The sequence below is a fragment of the Ruegeria sp. A4 genome (genome assembly GCF_056543025.1).
The window spans coordinates 38,589-53,250 of sequence record NZ_JBQGAW010000006.1 but is presented as its reverse complement, the minus strand read 5'-3'; the positions used below and the strand labels follow the sequence as shown (position 1 = coordinate 53,250).

The following is a 14,662-nucleotide window of genomic DNA, read 5'->3' as shown; positions in this document are numbered from 1 at the left end:
ACATCCGCAAAAAAATGAGCCGCACCAAGGGCGCGGCTCTGAACCTGTAACGTTCTGAATTGGCGTCAATTTGTGCAGGGGATAGGCACATTTACAATTTCGCCACCGCGGCGAATACGTGTCGTGCATACCCTTTCGGCTTTTGCTTCTGGTTCCGGCGCGGCTTCTTGAATTCCCAACAGCTTGCGCTGATCCACTTCAATCGTAGAGGCAACGGACTCATCCTGTACCCCAACCAGAGCCAAGGAAAGACGCCCGGTGTTCTGAGCCTGTGCCAAAGCCGCGACCTGTTCAGGTGTGGCTGCGACCGTGACTGTACGTGCAATGGTTGTGTTGGTGACGTCTGAACCAGCGGTCTGATCGACGGCAATGAGCTGCACGTTGGTTTCGATCAGGCGGGTAATTCCGCCGCTGTTCCCTTCGATGGTTCCACTGGAACCGGTCCAATAGATGTCGACACTGTCGCCGGGCCGCAGGAATCCTGAAACGCCAGAAGCTACGTCAACGCTGATCGCAAAGGCACGCATACCTTTTTCCAGACGTGACGTCAGGCCGGCCTTTTCGCCTGGACGAGTGATCTTGACCTCCATGATCGCTTCGTCTTTTTCCATTGCCCTCAAAACGAAACGTTCATTTGCGCCGCTTTCGGGGAACAGGGCTGTGAGCTCTGTGAATGTACCTTCCGGAATCGCGTTTTCCGGCCAGTCAACTGCGCGGATATCTTCCTCCGTCAGTCGCTCGCCGTATTTTAGGGCGCGGTTCGACACCAATACAGTGACTGTCGGAACAACATCGACTTTGGCATTGGCCAGAGCCTCTTCCGCAGCAAGCCTTTGGCGTGCCAGTTCACTTTGGTAAGCCGCGATATAGTTTCGCGCCATGTATACGGCGCCCCCGGCCAGTGCAACGCCGACAATCAGGACAAGTCCGAAAACTGCTCGCATGCGTGTACCTCATTCTTTTGTTTGGTCGAATACTTAGCGGCCAAGGAACCACATTGAAACAGCCTATTTGCTAACCGCAAATTGTGTCGAAATGTGGGACAAAAATGCCTGATTGTCAGATTTCTGCGCCTTCTTCCGCACAATTCCGCATGGTTATTGTTACCTTTCCCATGATTGCCAGCGGACTGAGCGTAACAAAACAACGCTGCACCCAACGGGCGCAGCGCTTTGCTTCGAAACGGTTAAGCAAGACGTTTTTGGAAACCAGCCAGAGCGCGCACCAGCTGCAACTTAGCCGCCGCCGCCGGCAGTTCCCGCCGTGATAATACCAGACGGTGCAGTATTCGAGCCGGTGCTGACGACGGCGCTGTTCATGGCCCCGTTGATATTGCCGCCCATGCTGTCGACGCTTGAGCTTATTACAAGGTAGGTCGCGCCCGACAATCCTATGACCACTGCGGTCAACACCACCCAGTCAACTGTCACCGCTCCTGCTTCGTCAGATTTGAACTGATTAAGGAACCTTAACATGTGCTTATCTCCAAATACGTCGCGTCAGTGCTAACAATAGGTTGGCCTAAAACTGGTTCGCATGGATGGCGAAAGTTGGGCTAAATATTGATTTCGTAGGGAAATTTTGAGCTCCTACCAGGTTTCGCGCGTTAGTCGAATTGATTAGAGCAGAAGAAACGCGGCAATTACAGGAAAAGCCATGATCGTCGCGATTGCCTTCACAACTTGCGCGCGGGCAGGCTCTAGCGAACTTGGGATGGGGCAGTTTCAGATCATAAAAAAGGCCGCGCCCGATGAGCGCGGCCTTGGAAATTCTCTAGATCCGCAACTTAGTTGCTTTTGCCTTCGCCGGTGATACCACCTGTCGCGGTGTTGCTGCCGGTGCTCAGCGATGCGGCGTTCAGCGCTTCGTTTACGCCGGTTGCCAGGCCAGTGGCGCCAGCCGAGATCTGCTGATAAGCAACGGCGGCCAGGCCGATGACTGCTGCGGTCAGAACAACCCAGTCAACTGTTACTGCGCCGTCTTCGTCTTTGCGGAAGTTCTTGATGAACTTGATCATGTTACGTCCCTCCTAAAGGATCAAAAAGAGTTTAACAAACCTAGGCGTCTTTCAGAGCTTTCTCTCTCAGTCCGCTCATGTCCGTCTCGGTATGGGACTATGTTTGACCGTTGGGCGTGGCAGGAATTGGGCCAAACACAGATTTTTTTTCGCACGGCTTAACTTTTTGGTTATATTTTTTATAACATCTTGAAAATAAAAGATAAAAAAATCACAACGATTGAAGCAAAGGCTCTATAGCGATGCAAAATTGCGCCAAATGAGGCGAAACTGCCCCATTTCGCTTTGTTTTTCTGGCCTTGCGGGAAGATTCGGGGTTCAAATCGCCTAAAAAGAAAACATGAGGCAGGCAAATGAACCTCCGGAACGCACTTCAATGCGCCGGTGTGCTGGCGTTTCTGATATCGGGCACCGCATCTGTGAATGCGACCGAGACAGAGCCGCGCGGCGTATACAAGCGCGTCAAAGCCCCAAAACCCGGTGAACGTCCGCGTGTGACCGTGCAGATTACTCCGGAAGAACACGCAGCTAACCCTTCAGCGCCCAGCACGGGCACTGAACTGGTAGTCCCGGAAATTATCGCGCGTACCAAAGTCGCCCCGCTGCCAGCGCCGGGTGCGGAAGTCAAACGAGATCCCAAAGGATCGTACAAGGCTTTCTGGAGCCGGATTTCACCGCACATTGATGAACGCGGGGCCGGGCGGCTTGACGCGGCTATCAACGCCCTGGCCGCAACCAACGTGAGATCACCGCGACTGCAATCGCTGCAAGATATCGCAAAGGAACGCGGGATCGATATCCTCCGTTCCACTGTGGGAACTAATGTTTCACCTGCGCTGGTGCTTGCGGTCATCTCGGTGGAATCGGCCGGACGTGCAGACGCGGTCAGTTCCGCAGGCGCACAGGGGCTCATGCAATTGATGCCCGCGACAGCGGCCAGATTCGGAGTAAAGGACAGCCTTAAGCCCTCTGAGAACATTGCGGGCGGTGTGAAATACCTCAACTGGCTGATGGAAGAGTTCGGGAATGATCCAATACTTGTATTGGCTGGATACAACGCGGGAGAGGGGGCCGTGCGCAAACACAGCGGCGTGCCACCCTATGCTGAAACTCGGGACTACGTGCCAAAAGTCCTCGCTGCGTTTCAGATCGCGCGGGCTTTGTGCGCAACGCCGCCAGACCTGATTTCCGATGGCTGTGTTTTTCAGACTTCCAACTAATAAGGCCCGCCGTGATCCGGCGGGCCTTTCCATTTGATCAGGAAACGATTGTCGCTTCCGTTGCGGCGCGCAGCTCGTCTTCGCTGACACCTTCCGCCAGTTCGACGATTTTCAGACCGCCTTCAACCACATCCAGCACACCAAGATTGGTGATAATGCGATCCACGACGCCCTTTCCGGTCAGTGGCAGGGTGCATTCCTTCAGGACCTTGCTGTCGCCATGCTTGTTGGTGTGATCCATCACGACAATCACTCGGCCCACGCCTGCAACCAGGTCCATCGCGCCGCCCATGCCCTTCACCAGCTTGCCGGGGATCATCCAGTTTGCCAGATCGCCCTTCTCATCCACTTCCATGGCGCCCAGAATCGCCGCAGCGATCTTGCCACCGCGGATCATGGCGAAGGATGTGGCACTGTCGAAATAGGCCGTGCGGGACAGTTCGGTGATCGTCTGCTTGCCTGCATTGATAAGGTCCGGGTCTTCTTCGCCCTCAAAGGGGAAGGGGCCCATGCCCAGCATGCCGTTTTCCGATTGCAGCGTGATGTCCTTGTCACCCACATAGTTTGCCACCAGCGTCGGGATCCCGATGCCCAGGTTCACATACATGCCGTCTTCCAGTTCCTCTGCCGCGCGTGCGGCCATCTGATTGCGGTCCCAGGGCATTATGCTTCCTCCTTCTTGCGGGTGGTGCGCTGTTCGATGCGCTTTTCGTGTTCGCCCTGAATGATGCGATGCACATAGATACCGGGCAGGTGGATGCAGTCGGGGTCCAGCGAACCACGCGGAACGATCTCTTCCACTTCGGCAACGCAGATCTTGCCACAGGTCGCAGCAGGAACGTTGAAATTACGGGCGGTCTTGCGGAAAACCAGATTGCCGGTGTCGTCAGCCTTCCAGGCTTTGACGATGGCCAGATCGGCGAAAATGCCTTCTTCCAGAATGTAGGTCTCGCCGTTGAAGTCCTTGTGCTCTTTCCCTTCGGCGATCACGGTGCCGACGCCGGTCTTGGTGTAGAAGCCCGGGATGCCCGCCCCACCGGCGCGCATCCGTTCGGCCAGCGTTCCCTGGGGGTTGAATTCCAGCTCCAGCTCACCGCTCAGATACTGGCGCATGAACTCGGCGTTTTCACCGACATACGAGCTGATCATCTTTTTCACCTGCTTGGTCTGCAACAGGATGCCGATCCCGAAATCGTCCACACCGGCATTGTTCGACGCAAAGCTCAGGTCTTTGACGCCCGAGTCCCTGATGGCCTCAAGCAACAGTTCCGGAATTCCGCAGAGGCCAAACCCGCCTGCGGCAATCAGCATGCCATCCGACAGCACCCCATCGAGCGCCTCGGTGGCATTGGCATAGACTTTCTTCATGGAAAACTCCCCCAATGACATGGTGATGGGCTGGTTGTGCCGCCGTGTCACGGGGAAGTCAATGAAACCAAGGGGGAGGTGGTATTTCTACCAGTGAAATGAGCTGTTGCAATGAACCGGACGGTTCAGCATAAGCGCCGTACCTTTATAGGAGTTTGAAAACATGGAACGAATTTGGGTCGGAACGGTCGCAGGTGTTGCGCTTTTGGTTATGTCAGCCTGTGAGCCTGAGCAGGCGACCGTACTTCCGCTCGACGATAACAAGATCAAAGTTATAGGAACCGGTTATTCTGAGAAGTCTTCACTTGAATCCGCAATTTCAACCGCCAACGCACGGTGCGCACAGCAGGGCAAAGAGGCCTTCGTTCTGGCCAGCGATACCGGCTATCAGGGGGTGGACAAGAATGCAGCCCTGATCATCGATGTCCTGACGGCTGCTGCCCAGAACTCAGGCAGCGCACCCGGCTACTATCCTAGCTCAAGCAGCTCGGAAGACTGGCAGACGACGCTCGAAGTCCGGTGCGGCCCACAGCCCAAGTAACACGCTGACAGCCCCCCGTAATGCCGAAACGGCGATTGCGGGGGGCTGTTCAACCCCGACCACCTGACCGCCTAGGTTGTTGCTTTCTTGGTGGTTGTTTTCTTTTTGGACGTAGCCTTTTTGGACGTGGCCTTCTTCTTGGTGCCTTTTTTGGCAGCGCGCTCGTTGACAAGCTCGATGGCCATTTCCTGCGTCACGTCCTCGGGTTTGATGTCCTTGGGGATTGTCGCGTTGACCTTTTCCCATTTCACATAAGGCCCATAGCGCCCGTCCAGAACCTGCATCGCTCCGCCATCGGGATGCTCACCCAGCTCCTTCAGAGGTTTTGCCGCGGCCCGCCGTCCACGACCGGGGTTTGCCCGTTTTTCGGCCAGCAACTCAACGGCGCGATTCATGCCGATTTCGAACACGTCATTGGGGTCTTTCAGATTGGCATAGACCGGCTTCGGCTCCTCCGGCAGCTGATGCATCAGGTAAGGCCCGAACCGCCCGAAATTCGCGCTGATCATGCCGCCTTCGGGGTGTTCGCCGATCTGACGAGGCAGGGACAGTAGCGTCAGCGCCTTTTCCAGATCCATGTCATCCTTGCTCCACCCGCGCGGAAGGGATGCGCGCGGGGGCTTTTTGTTCTCGGGCGTGGGTTCGCCCCGTTGAACGTAAGGACCGAAGCGACCGGATTTCAACCAGATCTCATCCCCGGCATCTTCGCCCAGCAGCCTTTCGTCACCTTCCGCGCCTTCACCGGCAATCGGGCGCGTATAGGTACATTCCGGATAGTTCCCGCACCCAACGAACCCACCCGTACGAGAGGTCTTCAGGTGCAACTGACCGGTGCCGCATTTCGGGCAGATACGCGGATCGGACCCATCCTCGCGCGGCGGGTAGAGCTGCGCAGCCAGAGCTTCGTCGAGCTTGTCCAACACTTCCGAAATCCGCAGTTCGGAGGTCTCGCCAATCGCGGCTGAAAAATCACGCCAAAACTTGCCCAGCAGGTCCTTGTAGTCGCGCTCCCCGGCGCTGACGTCATCCAGTTCTTTTTCCAGATTGGCAGTGAATTCATACCCCACATACTGCCGGAAGAAATTCAGCAAGAAGATCGTGACGATCCGGCCTTTTTCCTCGGGGATCAACCTGTTCTTGTCCTTGCGGACATATTCCCGGTCCTGGATCGTCGTTACGATCGAAGCATAGGTTGATGGGCGCCCGATCCCCAGCTCTTCCATCCTTTTGACCAGTGTCGCTTCGGTATAGCGCGGGGGCGGTTGGGTGTGGTGTTGAAGGGCCAGAACGGATTCGTTCTCGGACAGGATTGCTTCTTTCGCGATCTTGTCGCCGCTTTCGCTGGTCGCCTTGGCAAACTGATCCTTCAGAGAGGTTTTGGCAAAACGGGCCGGATCGCCCTGCGCGATCTGTGGCAGACGCTTTTCATCCTCGTCCGCGACGTCATCCCGGCCTTCTTCGTATACCCGCATGAACCCATCGAACATGACCACCTGGCCCGTGGCGCGAAGGCCGACCTGACCGTCGTCGCTGCCGATCTCGACGGTGGTGCGCTCCAGACGCGCGGCAGCCATCTGACAGGCGATGGTGCGTTTCCAGATCAGATCATAAAGCTTGCGCTGATCCTCGTCTGTCACTTTCAGCGCCTTGGCATCGCGCGACATATCCGTCGGGCGGATACACTCGTGCGCTTCCTGAGCGTTCTTGGCCTTGTTCTTATACATGCGCGGGCTGTCCGGTACATATTCAGCGCCGTATCGATCCGCGATTGTTTCGCGGGTCGCGGCCACGGCCTCGGGCGCCATGTCGATGCCATCGGTCCGCATATAGGTAATGTACCCGGCCTCATAAAGCCGCTGCGCCACCTGCATTGCGTGGCGCGCGCCCATGCCGAACTTGCGGCTGGCTTCCTGTTGCAAGGTCGATGTCATGAACGGCGCGCTGGGGTTGCGGGCGGCGGGTTTGGCCTCGACCGAAGTCACGCTCAGCGCGCGGCTGGTGATGGCCTGAACCGCAAGCTCGGCCTGCGTCGCATTGGCCAGATCGTGCTTGTCCAGCTTCTTGCCGGCCAGCGTGACCAGACGCGCCTCATAGGTCTGCCCGCGCGGTGTCTCGAACAGCGCCCGAACCGACCAGTATTCCACCGGCTTGAATGCCTCGATTTCCATCTCGCGTTCGACGATCAGGCGCAGACAGACGGATTGCACGCGACCCGCCGACTTCGCACCTGGCAGTTTGCGCCACAAAACCGGAGACAGGTTGAACCCAACCAGATAATCCAGCGCGCGGCGGGCCAGATAGGCCTCGACCAACGGCATATCGACCTGACGCGGGTTCTGCATCGCCTCGGTCACGGCGTCCTTGGTGATGGCGTTGAAGGTGACGCGGCTGACGGGCGTATCCTTCTTGATCGAACGGCGTTTGGTCAACGCCTCCTGCAGGTGCCAGCTGATCGCCTCGCCCTCGCGGTCGGGGTCGGTGGCAAGGATCAGCGCATTGTCTTCTTTCAACGCGTCGGCAATGGCCTTGACATGCTTGCGGCTGTCGTTGCCGACCTCCCATTTCATCGAGAAGTCATGTTCAGGATCGACCGATCCATCCTTTGGCGGCAGGTCCCGCACATGGCCGTAAGAGGCCAGAACCGTGTAGTCGGGGCCCAGGTATTTATTGATTGTTTTTGCTTTGGCCGGAGATTCTACAACAACTACGGGCATTTAAGGGGAAACCTCGCTCGACGAATTTGGCGCCTTCTATGGTGGTGCAAAATGTGTGGGGCAAGCAGGAATTGTCAATGCGTTCCTTTCGCCGGTGGAAAAGCGCCGTGATTTCAGTGCGCTACCACCGATCTTCAGAAACCGGGCACGCCGGTACGAGGGTACGATCAACTTGCCAGCGACAGCAGACCTCCGGGCTGACGCTGGATTCGCCCATCAAGTTCAAGGTCGATCAGCGCCGGTCCAAGCTCACCGGCCGACGCCGCGATATCCCGCAGCAATTGATCTTCGGCGATGGGTGAGGGGCCAAGCCGCGCGATGATTTGCTCGTGCAGGTTTCTTGCAGGACGCGCGATTGGTTCCGAGGGCGGTTCGATTGGCCGGGAAAACAGGTCGTCCTGCCTCGGCAAGGCTTCAATAACGTCTTCGGCGGATCGGACAAGTGTGGCGCCATCACGAATCAATAGATTGCAGCCGGCGGCCCGCGCATCGAACGGATGGCCGGGAACGGCCAGAACCTCGCGCCCCTGATCCAGTGCGTCCCGTGCAGTGATCAGACTGCCGGACTTGGCGGCAGCCTCGACGACGACAACCGCCTGCGCAAGCCCCGAAATGATCCGATTTCGGCGTGGAAAGTGCCGGGCCTGGGGTGTCACGCCCATCGGTTGTTCCGAAATCCGCAAGCCGCGGGACGCGATGTCATGGGCCAGTTCCGTGTTTTCGGCCGGATAGATCACATCAACGCCACCGGCCATGACTGCCACCGTGCCGGTTTCCAGCGCGGCCATATGCGCGGCTGTATCGATGCCACGCGCCAAGCCCGAGACGATAACGTGCCCTTTGCTGCCCAGTTCGGTGGCCAGGCCACGTGCCATCCGCGCGCCGAGCGAGGAACAGTTTCGCGCGCCGACCATCGCAATTGCTGGTTTTTGCAGCAGCGAAACGTCTCCGATCGCCCAAAGCAGCGGCGGGGCTTCGTTCAGTTCAGCCAGGGCCGCGGGGAATTCAGCGGACCCAAGGCACAAAAGCCGCGCTTTAGCGGCTTTTGCGGCCCTGAGTTCCGCCTCGATCACGCCGGGTGGGCAGGTTTCATACCCTTTTATACCGGCGGCGCGTGCCATTTCAGGCAGCGCGGCCAGCGCGTTCTGCGCTGAGCCATGTTCGCGAAGCAGCCGACGAAATGTCACCGGACCGACCTTGCGAGAACGCAACAGACGAAGCCACGAGAACCGGTCCTCTTCCGTGGTGGGTGGGAGTGGGGGGTGATAGGAAGAAAGCTGCTCTTCGGTCATCCGTTGCTCCGCCTTGTTGCAGAACTGGTTTACGGGACAGGCAGTTAACAGCTTGTGAATCGTTGAAAATTAGAAGTGATTTTTTGCAATCTTGTCAGGGTTGTCGAATGTAAGATGTTGATAATAAATAAAATAGAAAACTTTCAGTCAAAAAGAGCGCTTTGAACACTAAAGGCGATCTTCGTGAAAAAAGAGGCGCCGGGTTAACCCTGCGCCTCTTGGATTGCGCCGCGTCCGACTCAGGCGGCCGAACCGCCGACAGTCAGCCCGTCCATCAGGACGGTCGGCTGGCCAACACCCACCGGCACCCATTGCCCGTCCTTGCCACAGGTTCCCATGCCGGGGTCCAGCGCCATATCGTTGCCCAGCCCGCGGATGCGTTTCAAGGCCGAGGGCCCGTCACCGATCAGCGTGGCGCCCTTGACCGGCGCGCCGATTTTGCCGTTTTCGACACGATACGCCTCGGTGCACGAGAAAACGAACTTGCCATTGGTGATGTCCACCTGACCGCCGCCGAATCCAACCGCCCAGATGCCGTCCTTGATATCAGCTACCAGGGCCTGCGGGTCGGCTTCGCCGCCCAGCATGATCGTGTTGGTCATGCGCGGCATGGGTTTGTGCGCATAGCTCTGCCGCCGCCCGTTGCCCGTAGGAGCAACTCCCATCAGCCGCGCATTCTGGCGGTCCTGCATGTAGCCGGTCAGCACGCCATCTTCGATCAGCACCGTGCGCGCGCTGGGCGTGCCCTCATCATCCACGGTGATCGAACCGCGACGATCAGCAATCGTGCCGTCATCCACCACGGTCACACCTTTTGAAGCAATCTGCCGCCCCATCAACCCGGCAAAGGCCGAGCTGCCCTTGCGGTTGAAGTCGCCTTCCAGGCCGTGGCCGATGGCCTCGTGCAGCAGGATGCCGGGCCAGCCGGGGCCAAGCGCAACTTCCATGACACCGGCCGGCGCAGGAACTGCGTCCAGGTTGACCAGTGCGATACGCAGGGCTTCGCGGGCCTTGGCCTGCCAGTCGGCGGGGTCGATCAACCCGCTCAGGCCAACCCGGCCACCACCACCGGCGGATCCGCTTTCGCGGCGTCCGTTCTGTTCGACAATGACCGATACGTTCACGCGGGTCATGGGGCGCACATCGCGAACCATCACACCGTCAGGGCGCAGAATCTCGATTTCTTGCACGGCTGCCGCGATCGTGGCGCTGACCTGAACCACACGCGGGTCCAGATCGCGGGCGAAGGCGTCGATCTCACGCAATGTCTCGATCTTGACCGGGAACGCGGCAGAATCAATCGGGTCTTCGTCCGTGTAGAGGCGCGTATTGGTGGAGCGCGGAGCATCCGCCAAGACCCCGCCGCCATCCCCGACAGCCAGTCTTGCCGTTTCCGCCGCCCGTTTCAGGGCAGGAATCGAAACGTCTGTGGAATGCGCATATCCAGCCACTTCACCTTGTACGGCACGCAGCCCGAACCCTTCCGACGCATCGTAAGACGCGGTGCGCAGACGGCCGTCATCGAACACGAGAGACTCGGATTTTCGCCGCTCGACAAACAGCTCTCCGTCCTCGGCCCCGTCCGTGGCCGAGTGCAAAATGGCAAGCGCTTCATCGTGCGGTAAAGCGCTTTCAAACGGGCGAAACGGGGCGTCGGACATGGGTTGGGACCTTTCGGGTTTGATCCAGATCAAAAATAGCGTCTGTTTGACGCAAGCATTTTGCTTTATCTACCCGAAGGAATATGGTTTTTAACGCGGCCAAAGACAACGGGAGAGGTGCGACCGATTCACACCTTTTCGCCAGGGACGCAAAGATCAAACGACCAGGACAGAACATGAAGAATGCTTTGATGCTTTCAGGGTTTATGACAGCCCTCTCCAGCCTTCCAGCCATGGCTCAGGAGCTTGAGATTATTGGCAAACCGGTTGACGGCGGTATGGGCTTTCAGCCGGCAGCCACCAGCCTTGCCACAGGAATTCAGCGTCTGGACGGCATGATTCTGGTGATCATCACCGTCATCTGCCTGCTGGTTGCTGGCCTGCTGGTTTATTGCATCGTGCGTTACAACGAACGCGTTAACCCGAAACCGGCACGTTTTTCGCACTACACCCCGGTTGAGATTGCATGGACCCTTGGCCCAATCCTGATTCTGGTCTTCATCGGTGCGTTTTCGCTGCCGGTTCTGTTCAAGCAGCAGGAGATCCCGGAAGGCGACATCACTATCAAAGTCGTGGGCAACCAGTGGTATTGGACCTATGAATATGTTGATCACGATTTTGCCTTCGACAGCTACCTGCTGGGCCATCCGGCCACTCTGGACGAGGGCGCGCGCCCGGCTGACGCCGACGTGACCCCGTTTGTGCTTGACGATGCCATGCGCGCGAAGCTGGCAGATGCGGGTTACAGCGATGACGAATGGCTGCTGGCCACGGACACTGCCGTTGTTGTTCCGGTTGGCAAGGTTGTCGTGATGCAGGTTACCGCATCTGATGTGATTCACTCCTGGACCATCCCATCCTTCGGCGTAAAGCAGGATGGCGTGCCCGGGCGTCTGGCGGAACTGTGGTTCGAGGCCGAGAAGGAAGGCATCTACTTCGGTCAGTGTTCGGAACTCTGCGGCAAAGACCACGCCTATATGCCAATCACCGTGAAAGTCGTCAGCCAGGAAGCGTATGACCAGTGGCTGCAAGGTGCGATCGAAGAATACGCCGGTCTGCCGCAAAGCTATCAGGTTGCATCGAACTGAGCACACTGAGGGCGGGTAAAAGCCCGCCTGACACGAAATGCAGGCTGTGCGGGCTGACCGCGCAGCTTTCGCCCCAAAAGGACCCGAGATGACCGACGCAAGCATCAATGCCAGCACAGCGACCGCCCACGCGGACGAGGCCAGCTTTGGCGATTACTTCGCCCTGCTGAAGCCGCGCGTGATGTCTCTGGTCGTGTTCACGGCGCTGGTCGGTCTGCTGGCGGCCCCGGTTCCGGTCCATCCCTTCGTCGGGTTCTGCGCCATTCTGTTCATCGCCATCGGTGGCGGCGCATCGGGTGCGCTGAACATGTGGTGGGATGCGGATATCGACAAGGTGATGAAACGCACCAAAGGTCGCCCGATCCCCTCCGGCAAGGTGGAAGAGGGTGAGGCGATGGCCATCGGCCTGACCCTGTCAGGCCTGTCGGTGATCATGCTGGGCCTTGCGACCAACTGGTTCGCGGGTGCGTTTCTGGGCTTCACAATCTTTTTCTATGTCGTTGTCTACACGATGTGGCTGAAGCGCTCGACGCCGCAGAACATCGTGATCGGTGGTGCGGCGGGCGCTTTCCCTCCGGTGATTGGCTGGGTGGCTGCTACCGGGTCCATGGCGGTTGAACCGTGGCTGATGTTTGCCCTGACCTTCATGTGGACACCGCCGCATTTCTGGGCTCTGGCCCTGTTCATGCGCTCGGACTATGACGATGCGGGCGTGCCCATGCTGACTGTGACTCACGGCCGCCGCGCAACGCGTGTACACATTCTCGTCTATACGGGCTTGCTGGCGATACTGGCGGTGGGAACCGCGTTCTCTGGCATCGGTGGTCCCATCTATCTGACCGTGGCTTTGGTGTTGAACGCGTTGTTCCTGCGCGGCGCCTGGCAAATTTCGCGTCGGACCGAGGATGACTCGGAGGCCGATAATTTCAAGGTCGAACGCAGCTTTTTCAAGCTTTCGCTGCTCTACCTCTTCCTGCATTTCGGCGCTATTCTGGCCGAAGCCTTGCTGAAACCCTATGGTTTGGGAGGATGGTCATGAGCCTGCGCAAAAGCCATGAACTGCATCAGCGACGGTTCAGCCGCAATCTGGGCGTTGGACTGACACTGGTTGCCTTTATCGTGATCATTTTTGGCCTGACGATCGTCAAGGTCTCGGGCACTGATTTCAATATGGCCACACAGGAGGTCCAGAACTGATGGCTTTGTCTGGTCCACAGAAAACGGTCGCTCAAACCGTAGGTGTGGTTGTCCTGATGGGCAGCCTGGCCTGGGCGGCGGTACCATTCTACGACTGGTTCTGCCGCGTAACCGGATTTGGCGGTACAACCGGTGTGGCCGAAGCCGCCCCCGAAGACATTCTGGACCGCACGGTCACCGTACGTTTTGATGCGTCCAAGGCCAAAAACATGGCTTGGGAATTCAAACCGGTCGTTCGCGAGATGGAAGTGCGCATCGGCGAGACTGGACTGGCTTTCTATGAGGCCTACAACCCAACGGATCGTCCAATAGCGGGTCAGGCCTCATACAATGTGGCACCCTATTCGGCAGGCGGGTATTTTCAAAAGATTGCCTGTTTCTGCTTTGAAGAGCAGGTGCTGCAACCTGGCGAGCGGGTAGAGATGCCGGTGACCTTCTTCGTCGATCCTGAAATGGTCGAAGATCTTGAAGCAAAGTATGTTCATACGATCACGCTGTCGTATACATTCTACGAAATTGACCTGCCAGAGGGCTATGCCGCCCTTGAAGCGCAGGCAGAAACAAACACGAACTAACGCCTGTAGGTGAGGGACGCTGATGGCACACGCTAAAAACCATGATTATCACATTCTGGCCCCGTCGATCTGGCCTCTGATCGGAGCTGTCGGCGGCTTTGTGATGTTGTTCGGAGCCGTCCTTTGGATGCACGGATTGACCCCGTGGATGTTCTGGGCCGGTCTGGTCGCAGTTCTTTACACCATGTTTGCATGGTGGTCCGAAGTTGTTGTCGAAAGCCGCCAGGGGGATCACACCCCTGTCGTTCGCATCGGTCTGCGTTACGGTTTCATCCTGTTCGTCATGTCCGAGGTGATGTTCTTCTTTGCCTGGTTCTGGTCGTTCTTCAAACATCGCATGTACCCGATGTACGACTATGCCGGCACCGAATACATCCAGCCGGACATCCACGCGGTTGACCCGTTCCACCTGCCGCTGATCAACACTCTGGTTCTGCTGCTGTCAGGCTGTGCTATTACCTGGGCGCACCACGCGCTGGTGCATGACAACGACCGCAAAGCGCTGATCAACGGCCTGGCCATCGGTATCGTTCTGGGCATTGCCTTTACCGGTTTGCAGGCGTTCGAGTATTACGAGCTGCTGGCCCATGAAGGCTGGAAATTTGGCGATGATCAGTTCTATTCGAACTTCTTCATGGCGACCGGTTTCCATGGATTCCACGTCATCATCGGCACCATCTTCCTGTCGGTCTGCCTGATCCGGGCCCTCAAAGGCGACTTCACACCGGAAAAGCATGTCGGGTTCGAAGCGGCGGCCTGGTACTGGCACTTCGTTGACGTTGTCTGGCTGTTCCTGTTTTTCGCGGTCTACATCTGGGGACAGGCCCCGCTGATGTAAGCCCGATCAGCTGATCAAATTGCAAAAGCCGCCCTAGAGGGGCGGCTTTTTCTCTGTTCCGGGCGCAAGATTGCGCCCCATACAATTGCGTGGTTGCAATTTGGCCCACACGCCCCTTAACAAGACGCCGGTTCCTGAAACGAGGTTCGAC

The 14,662-nt window shown here is 57.8% G+C and carries 15 protein-coding genes; 7 read left to right on the top strand and 8 right to left on the bottom strand.

All coding sequences use genetic code 11. The annotated features are described in order from the left end of the window. Positions 1-65: 65 nt before the first annotated feature. From cpaB to ACR0E2_RS15695, 3 genes are all read right to left on the bottom strand, one after another. Positions 66-944: a Flp pilus assembly protein CpaB gene (cpaB, locus tag ACR0E2_RS15705; RefSeq protein WP_152457249.1), complete on the bottom strand. Its 879-nt coding sequence runs from the start codon at positions 942-944 to the stop codon at positions 66-68. A gap of 291 nt (positions 945-1,235) precedes the next feature. Next, positions 1,236-1,475 (bottom strand): hypothetical protein, encoded by a 240-nt coding sequence (locus tag ACR0E2_RS15700; RefSeq protein ID WP_152457250.1) that lies wholly within the window; start codon positions 1,473-1,475, stop codon positions 1,236-1,238. Between the two features lie 311 nt (positions 1,476-1,786). Then, the gene (locus ACR0E2_RS15695; protein WP_117869713.1) at positions 1,787-2,017 is read right to left on the bottom strand and encodes a Flp family type IVb pilin; all 231 of its coding nucleotides are present in this window, start codon (positions 2,015-2,017) and stop codon (positions 1,787-1,789) included. 353 nt (positions 2,018-2,370) lie between these two features. Here ACR0E2_RS15695 and ACR0E2_RS15690 point away from each other — a divergent pair, with 353 nt between their 5' ends. Continuing rightward, a complete protein-coding gene (locus ACR0E2_RS15690) occupies positions 2,371-3,237 on the top strand; it encodes a lytic transglycosylase domain-containing protein (RefSeq protein ID WP_171117518.1) in 867 nt (288 codons plus the stop codon). 37 nt (positions 3,238-3,274) lie between these two features. On the opposite strand, the gene ACR0E2_RS15685 is transcribed toward ACR0E2_RS15690, so the two are convergent. Then, positions 3,275-3,901 carry a CoA transferase subunit B gene (locus ACR0E2_RS15685; protein ID WP_152457252.1) on the bottom strand — a complete coding sequence of 209 codons (627 nt, stop codon included), beginning with the start codon at positions 3,899-3,901 and terminating at the stop codon, positions 3,275-3,277. After that, on the bottom strand, positions 3,901-4,605 hold the full coding sequence (locus tag ACR0E2_RS15680) for a CoA transferase subunit A (protein ID WP_152457253.1): 705 nt from the start codon (positions 4,603-4,605) through the stop codon (positions 3,901-3,903). The genes ACR0E2_RS15685 and ACR0E2_RS15680 overlap by 1 nt, the downstream gene beginning before the upstream one ends. Positions 4,606-4,768: 163 nt before the next feature. Here ACR0E2_RS15680 and ACR0E2_RS15675 point away from each other — a divergent pair, with 163 nt between their 5' ends. After that, the gene (locus tag ACR0E2_RS15675; RefSeq protein WP_152457254.1) at positions 4,769-5,146 is read left to right on the top strand and encodes a hypothetical protein; all 378 of its coding nucleotides are present in this window, start codon (positions 4,769-4,771) and stop codon (positions 5,144-5,146) included. A 71-nt stretch (positions 5,147-5,217) separates the two neighbouring features. Here ACR0E2_RS15675 and topA read toward each other — a convergent pair whose 3' ends face one another. The 3 genes from topA to tldD all read right to left on the bottom strand — a co-directional run bounded on the left by topA (position 5,218) and on the right by tldD (position 10,813). Continuing rightward, positions 5,218-7,860, bottom strand: a complete 2,643-nt coding sequence (gene topA / locus ACR0E2_RS15670) for a type I DNA topoisomerase (RefSeq protein WP_480447053.1) — start codon at positions 7,858-7,860, stop codon at positions 5,218-5,220. Between the two features lie 167 nt (positions 7,861-8,027). Further along, positions 8,028-9,152, bottom strand: a complete 1,125-nt coding sequence (gene dprA, locus ACR0E2_RS15665; protein WP_480447052.1) for a DNA-processing protein DprA — start codon at positions 9,150-9,152, stop codon at positions 8,028-8,030. Positions 9,153-9,391: 239 nt separating this feature from the next. Continuing rightward, positions 9,392-10,813, bottom strand: coding sequence for a metalloprotease TldD (gene tldD, locus ACR0E2_RS15660; RefSeq protein WP_480447051.1), 1,422 nt, complete (start codon positions 10,811-10,813; stop codon positions 9,392-9,394). Positions 10,814-10,989: 176 nt separating this feature from the next. Between tldD and coxB the strand changes: the two genes are divergently transcribed. The 5 genes from coxB (at position 10,990) to ACR0E2_RS15635 (ending at position 14,511) form a co-directional block, all read left to right on the top strand. Further along, a complete protein-coding gene (gene coxB, locus ACR0E2_RS15655; protein ID WP_171229600.1) occupies positions 10,990-11,901 on the top strand; it encodes a cytochrome c oxidase subunit II in 912 nt (303 codons plus the stop codon). 88 nt (positions 11,902-11,989) lie between these two features. Further along, positions 11,990-12,940 (top strand): heme o synthase, encoded by a 951-nt coding sequence (gene cyoE / locus ACR0E2_RS15650; protein ID WP_171229601.1) that lies wholly within the window; start codon positions 11,990-11,992, stop codon positions 12,938-12,940. Continuing rightward, positions 12,937-13,098 carry a hypothetical protein gene (locus ACR0E2_RS15645; RefSeq protein ID WP_171170832.1) on the top strand — a complete coding sequence of 54 codons (162 nt, stop codon included), beginning with the start codon at positions 12,937-12,939 and terminating at the stop codon, positions 13,096-13,098. The genes cyoE and ACR0E2_RS15645 overlap by 4 nt, the downstream gene beginning before the upstream one ends. Continuing rightward, positions 13,098-13,673, top strand: coding sequence for a cytochrome c oxidase assembly protein (locus tag ACR0E2_RS15640; protein WP_152457260.1), 576 nt, complete (start codon positions 13,098-13,100; stop codon positions 13,671-13,673). The genes ACR0E2_RS15645 and ACR0E2_RS15640 overlap by 1 nt, the downstream gene beginning before the upstream one ends. Positions 13,674-13,695: 22 nt before the next feature. Beyond that, positions 13,696-14,511, top strand: coding sequence for a cytochrome c oxidase subunit 3 (locus ACR0E2_RS15635; RefSeq protein ID WP_152457261.1), 816 nt, complete (start codon positions 13,696-13,698; stop codon positions 14,509-14,511). Positions 14,512-14,662 lie beyond the last annotated feature (151 nt).

Excerpts from the sequence above, each read along its gene's own strand:
- cpaB (WP_152457249.1), bottom strand. The coding sequence starts at position 944 with ATGCGAGCAGTTTTCGGACTTGTCCTGATTGTCGGCGTTGCACTGGCC.
- ACR0E2_RS15700 (WP_152457250.1), bottom strand. The coding sequence starts at position 1,475 with ATGTTAAGGTTCCTTAATCAGTTCAAATCTGACGAAGCAGGAGCGGTG.
- ACR0E2_RS15695 (WP_117869713.1), bottom strand. The coding sequence starts at position 2,017 with ATGATCAAGTTCATCAAGAACTTCCGCAAAGACGAAGACGGCGCAGTA.
- ACR0E2_RS15690 (WP_171117518.1), top strand. The coding sequence starts at position 2,371 with ATGAACCTCCGGAACGCACTTCAATGCGCCGGTGTGCTGGCGTTTCTG.
- ACR0E2_RS15685 (WP_152457252.1), bottom strand. The coding sequence starts at position 3,901 with ATGCCCTGGGACCGCAATCAGATGGCCGCACGCGCGGCAGAGGAACTG.
- ACR0E2_RS15680 (WP_152457253.1), bottom strand. The coding sequence starts at position 4,605 with ATGAAGAAAGTCTATGCCAATGCCACCGAGGCGCTCGATGGGGTGCTG.
- ACR0E2_RS15675 (WP_152457254.1), top strand. The coding sequence starts at position 4,769 with ATGGAACGAATTTGGGTCGGAACGGTCGCAGGTGTTGCGCTTTTGGTT.
- topA (WP_480447053.1), bottom strand. The coding sequence starts at position 7,860 with ATGCCCGTAGTTGTTGTAGAATCTCCGGCCAAAGCAAAAACAATCAAT.
- dprA (WP_480447052.1), bottom strand. The coding sequence starts at position 9,152 with ATGACCGAAGAGCAGCTTTCTTCCTATCACCCCCCACTCCCACCCACC.
- tldD (WP_480447051.1), bottom strand. The coding sequence starts at position 10,813 with ATGTCCGACGCCCCGTTTCGCCCGTTTGAAAGCGCTTTACCGCACGAT.
- coxB (WP_171229600.1), top strand. The coding sequence starts at position 10,990 with ATGAAGAATGCTTTGATGCTTTCAGGGTTTATGACAGCCCTCTCCAGC.
- cyoE (WP_171229601.1), top strand. The coding sequence starts at position 11,990 with ATGACCGACGCAAGCATCAATGCCAGCACAGCGACCGCCCACGCGGAC.
- ACR0E2_RS15645 (WP_171170832.1), top strand. The coding sequence starts at position 12,937 with ATGAGCCTGCGCAAAAGCCATGAACTGCATCAGCGACGGTTCAGCCGC.
- ACR0E2_RS15640 (WP_152457260.1), top strand. The coding sequence starts at position 13,098 with ATGGCTTTGTCTGGTCCACAGAAAACGGTCGCTCAAACCGTAGGTGTG.
- ACR0E2_RS15635 (WP_152457261.1), top strand. The coding sequence starts at position 13,696 with ATGGCACACGCTAAAAACCATGATTATCACATTCTGGCCCCGTCGATC.